At 61.3% G+C, this 14,752-nt stretch carries 12 protein-coding genes and 1 pseudogene; 3 read left to right on the forward strand and 10 right to left on the reverse strand.

What is annotated here, in order from left to right:
• Positions 1 to 116: 116 nt before the first annotated feature.
• Genes IQK56_RS11440 through IQK56_RS11450 form a run of 3 tightly spaced genes read left to right on the forward strand, consistent with a single transcriptional unit; the run spans position 117 to position 4,397 of the window.
• Entirely contained in the window at positions 117 to 1,244 is a 1,128-nt protein-coding gene (locus tag IQK56_RS11440; protein WP_193864146.1) for a GNAT family N-acetyltransferase, read from the forward strand.
• The gene (locus tag IQK56_RS11445; RefSeq protein ID WP_150760528.1) at positions 1,241 to 3,010 is read left to right on the forward strand and encodes a sensor histidine kinase; all 1,770 of its coding nucleotides are present in this window, start codon (positions 1,241 to 1,243) and stop codon (positions 3,008 to 3,010) included. The genes IQK56_RS11440 and IQK56_RS11445 overlap by 4 nt, the downstream gene beginning before the upstream one ends.
• Entirely contained in the window at positions 3,000 to 4,397 is a 1,398-nt protein-coding gene (locus IQK56_RS11450) for a sigma-54-dependent transcriptional regulator (protein WP_193864145.1), read from the forward strand. The genes IQK56_RS11445 and IQK56_RS11450 overlap by 11 nt, the downstream gene beginning before the upstream one ends.
• A gap of 26 nt (positions 4,398 to 4,423) precedes the next feature.
• On the opposite strand, the gene IQK56_RS11455 is transcribed toward IQK56_RS11450, so the two are convergent.
• The 10 genes and pseudogenes from IQK56_RS11455 to IQK56_RS11500 form a co-directional block, all read right to left on the reverse strand.
• Positions 4,424 to 4,762 (reverse strand): GlpM family protein, encoded by a 339-nt coding sequence (locus IQK56_RS11455; RefSeq protein ID WP_122309818.1) that lies wholly within the window; start codon positions 4,760 to 4,762, stop codon positions 4,424 to 4,426.
• A pseudogene (gene aauR / locus IQK56_RS11460) lies at positions 4,762 to 6,041 on the reverse strand (two-component response regulator AauR). The gene IQK56_RS11455 and the pseudogene aauR overlap by 1 nt, the downstream one beginning before the upstream one ends.
• 53 nt (positions 6,042 to 6,094) lie before the next feature.
• Positions 6,095 to 7,996 carry a two-component sensor histidine kinase AauS gene (gene aauS / locus IQK56_RS11465; RefSeq protein ID WP_122309824.1) on the reverse strand — a complete coding sequence of 634 codons (1,902 nt, stop codon included), beginning with the start codon at positions 7,994 to 7,996 and terminating at the stop codon, positions 6,095 to 6,097.
• Between the two features lie 110 nt (positions 7,997 to 8,106).
• Positions 8,107 to 8,841: an amino acid ABC transporter ATP-binding protein gene (locus tag IQK56_RS11470; protein WP_017526340.1), complete on the reverse strand. Its 735-nt coding sequence runs from the start codon at positions 8,839 to 8,841 to the stop codon at positions 8,107 to 8,109.
• Positions 8,838 to 9,509 (reverse strand): amino acid ABC transporter permease, encoded by a 672-nt coding sequence (locus tag IQK56_RS11475; protein WP_032891811.1) that lies wholly within the window; start codon positions 9,507 to 9,509, stop codon positions 8,838 to 8,840. The genes IQK56_RS11470 and IQK56_RS11475 overlap by 4 nt, the downstream gene beginning before the upstream one ends.
• Positions 9,509 to 10,255, reverse strand: coding sequence for an amino acid ABC transporter permease (locus IQK56_RS11480; protein ID WP_024073702.1), 747 nt, complete (start codon positions 10,253 to 10,255; stop codon positions 9,509 to 9,511). Before IQK56_RS11480 ends, IQK56_RS11475 begins: the two co-directional genes overlap by 1 nt.
• Before the next feature lie 193 nt (positions 10,256 to 10,448).
• A complete protein-coding gene (locus tag IQK56_RS11485) occupies positions 10,449 to 11,375 on the reverse strand; it encodes a glutamate/aspartate ABC transporter substrate-binding protein (protein ID WP_122309827.1) in 927 nt (308 codons plus the stop codon).
• Between the two features lie 313 nt (positions 11,376 to 11,688).
• A complete protein-coding gene (gene glpD, locus IQK56_RS11490; RefSeq protein ID WP_122309829.1) occupies positions 11,689 to 13,227 on the reverse strand; it encodes a glycerol-3-phosphate dehydrogenase in 1,539 nt (512 codons plus the stop codon).
• 260 nt (positions 13,228 to 13,487) lie between these two features.
• Positions 13,488 to 14,243 (reverse strand): DeoR/GlpR family transcriptional regulator, encoded by a 756-nt coding sequence (locus IQK56_RS11495; protein WP_049709759.1) that lies wholly within the window; start codon positions 14,241 to 14,243, stop codon positions 13,488 to 13,490.
• A gap of 83 nt (positions 14,244 to 14,326) precedes the next feature.
• The coding region (locus IQK56_RS11500) for an FGGY-family carbohydrate kinase (protein WP_246500202.1) at positions 14,327 to 14,752 on the reverse strand (426 nt) is incomplete at its 5' end.

A 14,752-nucleotide genomic window follows, 5' to 3' on the forward strand; every position in this document is an offset into this window, starting at 1 on the left:
CTGCTTCGCAGCCAGCGCGGGGGCAAGCCCGCTCACCACAAGAAGCCCGCTCACCACAAGAAGCCCCATTCACCACAAAAAAACCGCCCACCCCAGGCCATAGATATGGAACCCACGTGATCACCACCCAAGCCTTCCCCACCATCCGGGCCCTCCAGCGCAGCGCCTGGAATGACTGTTTTCCGGGTGCCCTGGAAGACTGGGACTATTACGTCGCCGTGGAAAACGCCGCCATCGATGATTTCCAGTGGCGCTACCTCGCGGTCTACGAAGACGGAACGCTGGTGGCTGTTGCCCCCGCGTTCACCACCCATTACCGCCTCGACACCACGGTATCAGGCGTCGGCAAGCGTTTCGCCGAGCGTCTGGAGCGCCTGTGGCCGGGCGTGCTGCAACTGGGTCTGTACGCCATCGGTTCGCCCGTGGCCGAGCGCTGTGACGCCGGATTTGCCAGGCACATCCCCGAATCGCGCCGCCCGCTGTTGCTCAAGCACTTGCTGAACGCTGCCCGCCAGGACGCGGATGACGCCGGTATCGGCCTGCTGGCGGTCAAGGACGCGCCGAGCAACGATCCGCATTGGGCCGACAGTTGCCGCGCCGCCGGTTTCCAGGCCATGCCAAGCCTGCCCACCGGCGTATTGCCGCTGCCCTATGGTTCGGTGGACGCCTACCTAGGAGCCCTGGGCAAATCCACGCGCAAGGACCTGCGTCGCAAACTGCGCGCACCGGGGCCACGGGTGGAATGGCGGCGCAATATCGACGATGTCCTGCCGCAAGTCATGCGCCTGTACGAAGCCACGCTGACGCGGGCCGAGTTGCAATTCGAACGCCTGCCTGCGAGCTACTTCACCGGTGTGCTCGAACGCCTTGAATCGCGCGCGGTGTGTGCGCTTTACTGGGTGGACGAGCAGTTGGTGGCGTTCAACCTGATGCTGGTGGACGAGCACCGGCTGGTGGACAAGTTTTTCGGGCATGACGTGGCGTTTACCCGCGACTACAACCTGTATTTTCGCAGTTGGCTGACCAACGTCGACTACTGTATTGAACACAAGATCGCGCTGTACGAGTGCGGGCAGGCCGGGTATGCCAGTAAGCTGCGCCTGGGCTGCGAGTTCCAGGGCAACAGTGTGTTTTTCCGCCACCGTAACTGGCTGGTCAACGGCCTGCTCAAGCTTGTGAAACTGTTTATTCGACCGGACCGTTCCGACCCTGCCATGGCTGCTGCAATAAGCGAAACCCGATGATCACCAAGACCCGCCAGAAAGCCCGTCCCTTTGCCATTTCGCGCTGGAGCGTCCAGCGCAAGCTGGTGCTGGCGTTCTGGCTGGTCAGCGTGGTTCCCACCATGATCGCGGCGGAACTGGCCGCCACCACGCTGTCGCAGATTTTCGACAGCAACGTACGGATCTGGCTGCAGGAGTCGACCAAGATCGTCAAGGACGAGATCGGCGACATCCTTCATGACAACGCACGCATGGCCAAACTCTTCCTGCGCTACACCAGCCCGCCCGAGAGCAAGCAAGCGGCGCGGCACGACCGGCTGACGTCCGATATCGCCGATGCCACGGATATCGACGTGGTGGCGCTGATCCGTATCAGCGACCACAAAACCGTGTTCAGCACCGCCTCCGATGACATCGTCAAGCAGATCAGCCTGACCAGCAACGCGGTGCTGCAGACCGTGCAGGTGGCGGGGGCGAGCACCGGTATCGTGGTCTCCACCTTTGACACCACCCAGGACGGCGTCGATTACCAATTGCTGGTGGCCACCTACCTCGACAGCAGCTTCCTCACCAGCGTGGCCGATGTGCACTCCCTCGACCTGCGCCTGTACCTGGCCAACCCGGACGGCTTCTCGGAAATCTTCTCGACCCAACGCTTCGAGGATCACCCTGCACGCATCCCCAAGAACGTCGAAATCGCGATGCGCAGCACCAAGCAGCCCAGCGAGCAATTCACCAATAACTACAGCGGTTTGTACTGGCCGATCTTCAATGACGCCGGCGACTTGCAGGGCGTGATTTTCAGCGGGCTGCTGCGCCATAGCAGCCTGGTGGGGCTGGTCAACCAGAGCAATCTGTTCGTGCTGATATTCCTGGTCAGTTCGGCCTTGTCACTGGCGGTGGGGTTGTTGGTGTCGCGGCGCCTGACCCGGCCCTTGCGGGATTTGTCCCAAGGCGTGAGTGCGGTGATTTCCGGCAATTATGCGCACCGTGTAGAGGTCAGCGGCGGCGACGAGCTGGCGCAATTGAGCAGCACCTTCAACCATATGACCGAGCGCCTGGGCGAGCTGCATCACCTTGAAGCTCAGTTGCGTCGGCGTGATCGCCTGCATGCATTAGGCGAAGTCGCCATGGGCCTGGCCCATGAAATCCGCAACCCGCTGGGCATCATCAAGACCGCCACCCAGTTGCTGCACCGCCGCGCCGAACTGCCGGACACCGATAAGCGCCACCTGGAATACGTTATCAGTGAAGTCAGCCGCATCAACGACCTGATCACCGAGTTCCTCGACTTCGCCAAGCCCAACCCGCCGCTACGGGTGGTGCAGCCGGTGCGTCCGCTGGTGGAGGAGATCCTCGGCTTTTGCGCGCCGCAGTTGGCCACCCAGAACATCGATGCGCAGATCGACGACCAGGCACCGGGCGCGACGATTTACGCAGATGCCAGGCAGCTTAAACAGGCGTGCCTCAACCTCATTCTCAACGCCATCGACGCGATGCCCGACGGTGGGCGCCTGACGCTGGGGATTCGCACGGTGAACGACAACACCGTTATCAGCATTGCCGACACCGGCCAGGGCATTCCGGCAGAGATGGTCGAGCGCATCTTTACGCCGTTCGTGACCACCAAGGCCTCAGGCACCGGCCTGGGCCTGGCCAAAGTCTATTCGATCATGGAAAGTCACGACGGCAGCATCGAATGCGCCAGCGAGAAAGATGCCGGCGCCACCTTCAGCCTGTACATTCCGGCGATGGGCGAAGACGACGAGGACAGTCATGACGCATAACATTCTGGTGGTCGACGACGAACCCAAGCTCTGTGACCTGCTGGCGTCGGCCCTGAGTCAGAACGGCATCCAGGTATTTATCGCCGGTAACGGCCTGCATGCGCTCAAGGTACTGGAGCAGGAAGACATTGACCTGGTGATCAGCGACTGGCGCATGCCCGGCATGGACGGCCCGGCGCTGCTGGCGGAGATCAAGGTGCGCTACCCCCACGTGCCGGTGATCGTGATGACCGCCTACAGCACGGTGAAAAATGCGGTGCAGTCGATGCGCAACGGCGCCTATGACTACATCGCCAAGCCGTTCGATATCGATGAGCTGGACATCACCGTGAGCAAGGCGTTGCAGTTTCGCGACATCCTGCGCGACAACGCACGCCTGCGCGCCGAGCTGGATGAGCATGCTCAGTTCGACAGCCTGGTGGGCGACAGCCCGGCGTTTCGCACGGTATTGCAAGCGGTGGACTCGGTGCGTGACAGCAGCGCCACCATCCTGCTGACCGGCGAAAGCGGCACCGGCAAGGAAATGGTCGCCCGCGCCATCCACAAGCACGGCAGCCGTGCCGACAAACCTTTCGTGGCGGTCAACTGCGCGGCGATCCCGGAAGGGTTGCTGGAAAGCGAGATGTTCGGTCACCGCAAGGGCGCATTCACTGGCGCAGTCGCGGACCGGGTAGGGCGTTTTATGCAGGCCGACAAAGGCACGCTGTTCCTGGATGAAGTCGGCGATATGCCTTTGGCGTTGCAGGCCAAGATCCTGCGCGCGTTGCAGGAGCGGGTCATCGAGCCGGTGGGCGACCCCCGCGAACGCAAAGTGGACGTGCGGGTGATCGCCGCCACCAACAAGAACCTGCTGCAAGCGGTGGCCAATAAGGAGTTTCGCGAAGACCTGTATTACCGCCTCAACGTGTTCCCGATCCCGTTGCCGCCCCTGCGCGAGCGCGTGGAAGACATCGCCCCGCTGGCCCGTCACTTCGCCCAGAGCCTCAGCGCCACCGCCGGCAAACGCATCAGCGGCTTCAGCCCCGAAGCGTTGCAGGCCATGGCGGCGTATCACTGGCCGGGCAATATCCGCGAGCTGCAAAATTGCGTGGAGCGGGCGACGATTGTGGCGGCTTCACCGGTCATCGAAGATATCGACTTACCGGGTTACCTGTTTGCGTCGAAGCCGGGCGAGGGCGGCGTGACGGCGATCCTCAGCGATGGACCGGGGATTCCCCAGGACCTGGATGCGGCGCTGGCGGAGGTGGAGAAGGCCTACATATTGGCGGCGTTGCACGAGAGTAACGGCGTGCAGGCCGCCGCGGCGGCGAAGATCGGGATTTCCGAGCGCAGCTTTTGGTATCGCCTCAAGAAGCTGGGCATTCAAGTCGACAAAATAGTCCGCTGACCCAACCGGGATAAAAATGTGGTGTGTCAGGTATGGAGGCGCACCCAGACGCTGACCAGCACCGTCGCCGCCATCAACCACGCTACCGCCGCCAAGGCCAATGACGCCTCCAACCGCATCCGATCCACCAGCACATACAACGTCGCCAAATACACAAAGTACGGAATGATCGACCACATCCCGAACAGGATCGTGGTCTTCAAATCGTCCACCGAACGGCCTTTGCCGACGATGTAATGGGCGATCAGCGCAAAGGTCGGAAACAGCGGTACCAGGCCTGCAATGTAATAGTTCTTGGTCTTGGCCAGCGCCGCCAATATCAGCACCACCGCCGCGCCGAGGGCGGCCTTCAAGAATAGATCCATCAGTGGCTCAACCCGTATTTCTTGACCTTGTCGAAGAGGGTGGTCTTGGCCATCCCCAGTTCCTGGCTGGCCTGGGTCAGGTTGCCGCCACTGCGTTGCAGGGCGTCGCTGAGCAGGTTGCGTTCAAAGGCTTCCACCGCTTCGGTAAACGCCAGGCCCTGGCCGCCGCTGCTGGCGCCGCTCTTCTTGAAGGCGGGCAGGCCGAGGGCGAAGCGTTCGGCGACGTTGCGCAGTTCACGCACGTTGCCGGGCCAGTCGTGGCTCATCAGGCTGGAGAGGGTCTGGTTGTCCAACTCCGGCACGCTGCGGTCGAAGCGCAGGGACGACTGCTGCAGGAAGTGTTCGAACAGTTGCAGGATGTCTTCACGGCGCTCGCGCAAAGGCGGCAGTTCCAGGGTGACCACGTTGAGACGGTAGTACAGGTCACTGCGGAACTGGCTGGCGCGGCTCAGTTCGTCGAGGTCGGACTTGGTGGCGGCGATCACTCGGCAATCCACCGCCACGCTCTGGTTCGAACCCAGGCGTTCCAGGGTGCGTTCTTGCAAGACCCGCAGCAATTTGATCTGTAGGTTGATCGGCATGCTTTCCACTTCATCGAGGAACAGCGTGCCTTCATGAGCGTGTTCGATCTTGCCGATACGCCGCTTGCCGGCGCCGGTGAAAGCGTTGGCTTCGTGGCCGAAAATCTCGCTTTCGAACAGGTTTTCCGGCAGGCCGCCGCAGTTGAGCGCGACGAACTGGTGGGAGTGACGCCGGCTGAAATCATGCAGGCAGCGGGCGACCAGCTCCTTGCCGGTGCCGGTCTCGCCTTCGATCAGCACGTTGGCCGAGGTGTCGGCAACGTTGGCGATCAGCTCGCGCAGGTTCTGCATGGCCGGGGAGCGGCCGATGATGCGGCCTTCCAGGGAGTCGCGCTCGGCCAACTGACGGCGCAGCGACCAGACTTCCCGCGCCAGTGCGCGTTGTTCCAGGGCACGCCGGGCGACATCCACCAGGCGTTCGGGAGAGAAGGGCTTTTCCATGAAGTCGTAGGCGCCATTGCGCATGGCGCGACCGCCATGGAGATATCGCCGTGCCCGGTGATCAGCACCACCGGCAGGCTTTTATCCAGGGCCTTGAGGCGGGTGAGCAGCTCCAGGCCGTCGATGCCTGGCAGGCGGATATCACTGATCACGATGCCCGCGAAGTTCTCGCCGATGCGCTTCAGCGCCTCTTCGGCACTGCCCACGCCGACGCTGGGAATATCTTCCAGCGCGAGGGCCTGCTGGCAGCCGAGCAGCACATGGGGGTCGTCTTCGACGATCAGCACGGTGAGGTCTTGGGGATCAATATTCATGTCGACTCAGCTTTTTGAGCGCCCACCAATGGCAGGCTCAGGACAAAGGCGGTACCACCACTGGCCGGGTGTTCCACGGCGAGGTTGCCGCCGGTGGCCGCCGCGAGGCTGGCGGACAGGGTCAGGCCCAGGCCCAGGCCTTGCTCGCCGGGCTTGGTGGTGAAGAACGGTTCGAACAAATGCTTGCGCGCCTCGGCGTCGATGCCGTGGCCGTTGTCGCGCACATACAGGCGGTATTTGCCTTCGGCGACGCTGCCTTCCAGCCACAGCTCAGGGGCGGGTTGGGCCTGCATGGCATCGAGGGCGTTGCCGATCAGGTTGACCAGGATCTGCTCCAGGCGTGTCTGGTCGATCTGCAGTTGGGCCGCAGCGAAGTCGCGGTGCACCGTCAGTGGCAGGCCGTCCAGGCGTGCGCCCAGTACCTGGAATGCGGCGTCCACCGCCTTGGCGAGGCTGGCTTCGCCCTGGTCGTCACCGCGTCGGGCAAAGGAGCGCAGGCTGGCGGTGATGCGGCCCATGCGGTCGATCAGTTCGTTGATGGTCTTGAGGTTGGCGCTGGCGGTGTCCAGGGCGCCGCGCTCCAGGAAGCGCACAGTGTTGCCGGACAAGGTGCGCAATGCCGCCAGCGGCTGGTTCAATTCATGGGCGATGCTGGTAGACATCTGGCCGATGGCCGCCAGTTTGCCGGCCTGCACCAGCTCATCCTGGGCGCGACGCAGGGTCTCTTCGGCCTGGCGCCGTTCGCGGATCTGGCCCTTGAGGCGTTCATTGCTGGCGCGCAGGTCGGCGGTGCGTTCGGCAATCCGACGTTCCAACTGGCTGTTGGCTTCCTGCAAGGCTTCCCGTGCGGCGAGGCGGGTGGCGATGACCTTGCGCCGCTCGTTCCAGGCGATCAGCAGGAAGGCCACCAGGCCAAAGGCGACAGCCACCAGGATGCCCTGGTTGATTGCGGCGCGGCGCAGGTCATTGAGCGGGGTGAGCAGGGTGAAATTCCACGGCGTATCGTTGAGCGGGCGGGTTTGCGCCAGGTAGCTGACTTCGTGTTCGTCGTTGACCACTTCGCTGTTGGCCGGGAAGGTCAGCTTTTCGGTGCCTTCGTTCAGGCGCTCGCGGGCCAGCGGTTCCAGCTCGTTCAGTGTGGCCCAGTAATATTGCAGGCTGTGGGCCAGGCGATCCTTGGTCTCATCGCTCAACGGGCGCACGGCCTTGAGGCGGCGGGCCGGGTCGCTGGAGAGGATGATGATGCCGTTCTCGTCGCTGACAAAGGCTTCCAGGCGCGCACGTTGCCAGCGTTCTTCCAGGGCTTCGAGGCGCACCTTGACCACTGCGACGCCGATGATCTTGCCGTGCTCTTCCAGGCCGTGGGCCAGGTAATAGCCGGGCTCGCCGTTGGTGCTGCCGATGCCGTAGAAGCGTCCAGGCTGGCCGCGCACAGCGTTCTGGAAATAGGCGCGGAAGGACAGGTCTTCGCCCTGATAACTGTCGGCATCGCGCCAGTTACTGGTGGCCAGTACCCGGCCGGTGGTGTCCATCACGTAAATGGCCCGACTGCGACTGCGTCGGTTCAGGCCTTCGAGGTAATCGTTGACGCTTTTACGGGTTTCCTGGCTCGGGTCGGCGAGCAACTGCGAGACGCTGTTCTCCAGTTCCAGCAGGCTGGGCAGGTAGGTGTATTTGCTGAGTTCACTTTCGACGGTGCGGGCATGCAGCTCCAACTGGCGTTCGCCGGTGTCGCTGAGGGTGCGGATGCCGTAGTACTCGCTGATCCAGAAGCCGATATAACCCAAGCCGATCATCAGGGCGACGATCAACGGTGGCAGGAACAGTTGGCGAATCAGACGAGGCTTCACGGCAAGTGATGGCGGTGCGGCGCGAAATTGGTTGGGGTCGCATTTCATCACAGATGCCTTGGGTCAACCAGAGCTGCCAGCCTATGCAGGTCCAGTGTGGGAGGGGGCAGGCCCCCTCCCACATTGGCCATGTTCCTACAGTGGCAGCTGTGTAGGGCTTAGTGCTGCAGGATTTTCTCAAGGAAGTGCTGCGCACGCTCGGAGCGGGCGCTGATGTCGCCGAAGAATTCTTCTTTCGGGCAGTCTTCGATGATCTTGCCGGCGTCCATGAAGATCACGCGGTCGGCCACTTTGCGGGCAAAGCCCATTTCGTGGGTCACGCACATCATGGTCATGCCTTCCTGGGCCAGTTGCACCATTACGTCGAGCACTTCGTTGACCATTTCCGGGTCCAGGGCCGAGGTCGGTTCGTCGAACAGCATGACGATCGGGTCCATGGCCAGGGCGCGGGCAATCGCCACACGTTGCTGTTGGCCGCCGGAAAGCTGGCCGGGGTGCTTGTGGGCGTGTGCCGACAGGCCGACGCGCTCCAGCAGTTGCAGGCCTTTCTTGGTGGCTTCTTCCTTGCTGCGGCCCAGCACCTTGATCTGCGCGATGGTCAGGTTTTCGGTGATGGTCAGGTGCGGGAACAGTTCGAAGTGCTGGAACACCATGCCCACGCGTGAACGCAGTTTCGGCAGGTTGGTCTTCGGGTCGGCGATGGAGGTGCCGTCGACCACGATGTCACCCTTCTGGAAGGGTTCCAGCGCGTTGACGCACTTGATCAGGGTGGACTTGCCCGAACCCGAAGGCCCGCACACCACGATCACTTCGCCTTTTTTGACATCAGTGCTGCAATCGGTCAGCACCTGGAAGTCGCCATACCACTTGTTGATGTTCTTGATAGAGATCATACGGCAAACCTTTTTTGCAGACGCTTGACCAGCAGCGAGGCGGAAAAGCTGATGATGAAGTAGACGACACCGGCAAAGATCAGGAACTCATTGGAGCGGCCGATGATGTCGCCGTTGGAGCGGGCGGAGTTGAGGAAGTCCACCAGGCCCACGGTGTAGACCAGCGAGGTGTCCTGGAACAGGATGATGCTCTGTTGCAGCAGCAACGGGGTCATCTTGCGGAACGCCTGGGGCAGGATGATCAGGCGCATGGTCTGGCCATAGGTCATGCCCATCGCTTGCGCTGCGCCCATCTGGCCCTTGGGAATCGACTGCACGCCGGCCCGCACGATCTCACAGAAGTACGCGGCTTCGAACATCATGAAGGCCACGACGCAGGAGGTGAACGCACCGATCGGCGTGTCTTCGCCGGTGATCCAGCGCAACACGAACGGCACCGCCAGGTAGAACCAGGTGATCACCAGCAGCAGCGGGATCGAGCGGAAGTAGTTCACGTAGGCGCCGGCCAGGCGCGACAGCAGTTTGCTGGACGACAGGCGCATCAGCGCCAGGATCGTCCCCAGTGCGATGCCGCCGATCACGCCCATGACCATCAGTTGCAGGGTCATGACCATGCCGTTCCACAGGCCCGGGATGGCGGGGATGATGCCGCTGAAATCAAGTTCCATTATTTACCCCCCACGGAGATAAGGCCGGGCACGGCGACTTTCTTCTCGACCACGCGCATCAGCAGCATCAGGCTCATGTTCAGGGTGAAGTAGATCAGCGTGGCCAGGGTGAAGGCTTCAAACAGGTTGGCCGAGAACTCGGCGGTCTGTTTGGTTTGCGCCAGCAGTTCCATCAAGCCGATCAAGGACGCCACGGAGGAGTTCTTGAACACGTTGAGGAATTCCGAGGTAAGCGGCGGAATGATGATGCGGTAGGCCTGGGGCAGCAGCACGTTCCAGTAGATCTGCGGCAGCTTGAAGCCCATGGCGCGCGCAGCGGCCTCTTGGCCACGTGGCAGCGCCTGGATGCCGGTGCGCACCTGCTCACACACACGGGCGGCAGTGAACAGGCCCAGGCACACGACGACGCTCAGGTAGGCCGAGGTGGTCGGGTTCAGGTCTTGTTTGTACCAGTCCTGCAGGTTTTGCGGCAGCAGGTCGGGTATCAGGAAATACCAGATGAACAGCTGAACCAGCAGCGGCACGTTACGAAACAGTTCCACGTAGCAGGTCGCGATGCCCGATACGAGGCGGTTTGGCACAGTGCGCATGACCCCCAGAATGGAGCCCAGCAGCAAGGCGATAATCCACGCCACGACAGCGATGGCAATGGTCCAGCCCAGGCCGGCGATGTACCAGTCGAGATAAGTCTCGCTGCCCACGCCGGTGGACTTGAAGAACACGCCCCAGTCCCAGTTGTAATTCATTAGGGTCTCCCCTCGAAATCGATCGATGTACAAGCACCCGCTTGGGGAAAATCCATTCCCACCTGACGATGAACGCCAGGCACACGCGATCGGCTCGAAAACCGCCAGGTCGAGTGTTCCAAGTTAAAGCCAGCAGGTAATTACAGACGCCTGAGGGAGGGTTGCTCCCTCAGGAGATAAGGTTAGATCAGTGTCAGATTTTTACGTCAGGCGCTGGCTTGTCGCTTGGGTTGGCGATCAGCTCTTTAACCTTGTCACTCATCGGGAAGTTCAGGTTCAGGCCTTTTGGTGGAATCGGGCTCTCGAACCACTTGCTGTAGATCTTGTTGATTTCACCGGACTTGTACAGCGCGGTGATGGCGCCATCCACGGCTTTCTTGAAGTCCGGGTCGCCTTTGCGAACCATGCACGCGTAGGCTTCGAAAGACTGCGGAGTACCGGTGATGACCCAATCGTCCGGCTTCTTGGCCTTGGCTTCTTCGCCGGCCAGCAGGGCGTCGTCCATCATGAACGCAACGGCGCGGCCGCTTTCGAGCATCTGGAAGGATTCGCCGTGGTCTTTGGCGGAGATGACGTTCATGCCCATCTGCTTGTCGGCGTTCATCGCTTTGATGATGCGCTCGGACGTGGTGCCGGCGGTGGTCACGACGTTCTTGCCCTTGAGGTCAGCGAAGTCGGCGTAGGACGGCTTGCCTTCCTTGTCTTTCTTGACCAGCAGGCGGGTGCCGATTTCGAAGATGTTGACGGTGAAGTCGACTTGCTGGGCGCGCTCGGCGTTGTTGGTGGTGGAGCCGCACTCAAGGTCCGCAGTGCCGTTCTGGATCAGCGGAATACGGGTTTGCGAGGTGACCAGGTTGTACTTGGTCTTCAGGTCGGGCTTGTTCAGGTCTTTTTTCAGTTGCTCAACAACAGCCACTTGGATGTCGTGGGAGTAACCAACGGGTTTGCCCGAACCATCCGCGATGTAGGAAAACGGAATGGAGCTGTCGCGGTGAGCGAGGGTGATGGTGCCGGAGTCGTTGATTTTCTTCAGTGTGCCGGTGAGTTCGGCGGCAAAAACTGGAGTGCTGATCAGAGCAGCAGCGATAGCTGCGCCCAGGATATGGGGAACGATGCGCATCAATACTTCCTCGACATTTGTTTTTTTTATGAAGCCAGTTAGACGGCTCTCTTGTACAGCGAATGCCCGTGACGGCTCCTGAGGCGTCCCAGGCATCGTCCAAGAGTGTAGAGCATGAGTCGTGCCAGGCCAGGCGTAAAAGCTCAACTGTCTGATTTATATGGTTATTAACTTTGTGTGACGGTAAACATGTAACTGTTTAATCCGGAGAACCGACCAGGCCGGGGTGTCGTGTTCGGAAAACCGAATGATCTGGCCTGTATAAAAAAGCCCCTGGGCCTCACGGCGCAGGGGCTTTTGTACGATGACTCTGTCAGGCCGCCTGGGTCTTGCTGCGGTTCTGCTCAACCTGGGACAGATAGCGTTGCAGGTTGTCCTGTTCTTGCGGGGTCGTGAACAGGCCCAGCTTGGTGCGGCGCCACAGCACGTCCTGCGGTTGGGTGACCCATTCTTCAGCACACAGGTAGTCGACTTCGCGGGTATACAGGCCGCCACCCAGGTGGTCGCCGAGGTCGGCCAGCGATTGCACGCCTTCGAGCAGGCGCCAGGTGCGGCTGCCGTAGGTGGTGGACCAGCGGCGTGCGATTTCGCCTGGTACCCAGTCGAATTTGCTGAGAATCGCTTCTGCCAGGGCTTCTGGCGTGGTCATGTCTTCGCCACCCGGCAGGCTGGCCTTGGCGGTCCAGCTCGGGCGCATCTGGGTGAAGTAAGGGGCCAATTGCGCCATCGCCGATTCGGCGAGCTTGCGATAAGTGGTCAGCTTGCCGCCGAACACCGACAGGATCGGCGCCTCGCCCGTACCACCGGACAACGACAGGGTGTAATCGCGGGTGATGGCCGACGGGTTGTCCGACTCGTCGTTGCACAGCGGGCGCACGCCTGAGTAGGTGTGGACGATGTCATCGCGGCTCAGTTGTTTCTTGAAGTGTGCGTTGACCACCTTGAGCATGTAGTCGGTTTCACCCTCGGTGATCGCCACTTTTGCCGGGTCGCCGGTGTATTCGCGGTCGGTGGTGCCGATGATAGTCAGGTGGTTCAGGTACGGAATGGTGAAGACGATGCGCTGGTCTTCGTTCTGCAGGATGTGCGCATGGGCGCCTTCGTACAGTTTCGGCACGATCAGGTGGCTGCCCTGGATCAGGCGGATGCCGTAGGGCGAATCCAGCTTCAGGTCGTCCTTGATAAACTTGGCAACCCACGGGCCTGCGGCGTTCACCAGTGCGCGGGCGCGGATCGAGAACAGGCTGCCATCGGCGCGTTCCATGTTCATGTCCCACATACCGTTGCTGCGGTGTGCGCTGATGCAACGGGTCTGGGTGTGGATGTGCGCGCCTTTTTCACGGGCGGCCATGGCGTTGAGTACGACCAGGCGGGCGTCATCGACCCAGCAGTCGGAGTACTCGAAACCCTTGGTGATTTCACTTTTCAACGGGCTGTCGGCGCCGAACTTGAGGCTTTTGGAGCCGGCGAGCTTTTCACGCTTGCCCAGGTGGTCGTACAGGAACAGGCCTGCGCGGATCATCCACGCCGGGCGCAGGTGCGGGCGGTGCGGCAATACAAAGCGCATCTGCTTGACGATGTGCGGGGCCTTGGCCAACAGCACTTCACGTTCGGCCAGGGCTTCACGCACCAAGCGGAATTCGTAGTGCTCCAGGTAGCGCAGGCCACCATGGATCAGCTTGCTGCTGGCGGAGGAGGTGTGGCTGGCCAGGTCGTCCTTTTCGCAAAGGAACACCGACAAACCGCGACCGGCTGCGTCTGCTGCAATACCGACGCCGTTGATCCCGCCGCCGATCACGGCAACGTCATAGATTTCGGCAAGCGGTGGGGCAGGCAAGGTGGAAGGGTTCATCGGCTGGCCTCGCGACTTTTTTTGTCTTTGAATTCGAACATGAATGTTCATTTGCGAAAATGGTAGCTGATAAACGCGGGCACAGCCACCCGACTTTGATTGAAAAAACTCATCAAAGGGCGGGAAAAGGAAGAATTGTGAACATGGGTCTTGGAGGTGGGTGTCAGATAGATCGCCATCGGGGGCAAGCCCCCTCCCACATTTTGATCGGTGTGCACACTCAAAGGTGGGAGTTGCCCCCGATGGCGGTGTTGCAGGCGCTACACGACTTCCAGCCGAACCTTGTGCTCATTGAGCAACTGCACCAACGCCGGCACCGGCTGCTGGTCGGTCACCAGACAATCCACCAGGCTGATCGGCCCCAAACGAATCATGGCATTGCGCCCGAATTTGCTGGAGTCCGCCGCCAAAATCACTTTGCGTGCATTGGCAATGATCGCCTGGGAAACCCGCACTTCCTGGTAATCAAAATCGAGCAGGCTGCCGTCTTCATCAATGCCGCTGATACCGACCAAGGCAAAGTCGACCTTGAACTGGTTGATGAAGTCCACGCTGGCCTGGCCCACCACACCGCCGTCACGCCGCACGTTACCGCCGGTCAACAGCACGTCGAAGTCATCCTTGGCGCTGAGCATGGTGGCGACGTTGAGGTTGTTGGTGATGATTTTCAGGTGGTTGTGATTGAGCAGCGCGCGGGCGATGGATTCGGTGGTGGTGCCGATATTGATGAACAGCGAGGCGTGATCGGGGATTTGCGCGGCGATGGCTTCGCCGATGCGCTGTTTCTCGTCGCGCATCTGGTCGGCACGCATGGCGTACGCGGTGTTTTCAACGCTTGAGTCATAGGCTGCGCCGCCGTGGTAGCGGCGCAGCAGATTGGCGTCCGCCAGTTGGTTGATATCGCGGCGGATGGTTTGCGGGGTGACAACGAACAACTGCGCCATTTCCTCGATACTGACGTAGCCGCGTTCGCGGACCAGTTCGAGGATTTGTTGTTGGCGGGGAGGCAGATTCATGGGGCGTCCTTTGGGCTGCCATACAAAAGTGGCCCATGATGACGCAGGAATCTGCTCCCGACCAGTTACAACCGGCGCTTGGCTTATTCGGCGCCTTCGTGCGGTTCCCAGTCGCGGGTGCGGCTGACCGCTTTTTGCCAGCCGGCGTAGAGCTTCTCTTTGGCTGCCTCATCCAGTTGTGGTTCGAATTCGCGCTCGATCACCGCCTTGCCACGCAGCTCGTCCAGGCTGCCCCAGAAACCACAGGCCAAGCCTGCCAGGTAGGCGGCGCCCAATGCCGTGGTCTCGCGCATTTGCGGGCGCTCGACCTGGGTGCCGAGGATGTCGGCCTGGAACTGCATCAGGAAGTTGTTGGCGACCGCGCCGCCGTCCACACGCAGGGCCTTGAGGCGTTCGCCGGAGTCCTGCTGCATGGCGTCGAGAACATCGCGGGTCTGGTAGGCAATCGACTCCAGGGCTGCACGAATAATGTGGTCCACGCGGACGCCACGGGTCAGGCCGAACAGCGC

The organism is Pseudomonas cyclaminis, from assembly GCF_015163715.1.
Classification (GTDB): Bacteria; Pseudomonadota; Gammaproteobacteria; order Pseudomonadales; family Pseudomonadaceae; genus Aquipseudomonas; species Aquipseudomonas cyclaminis.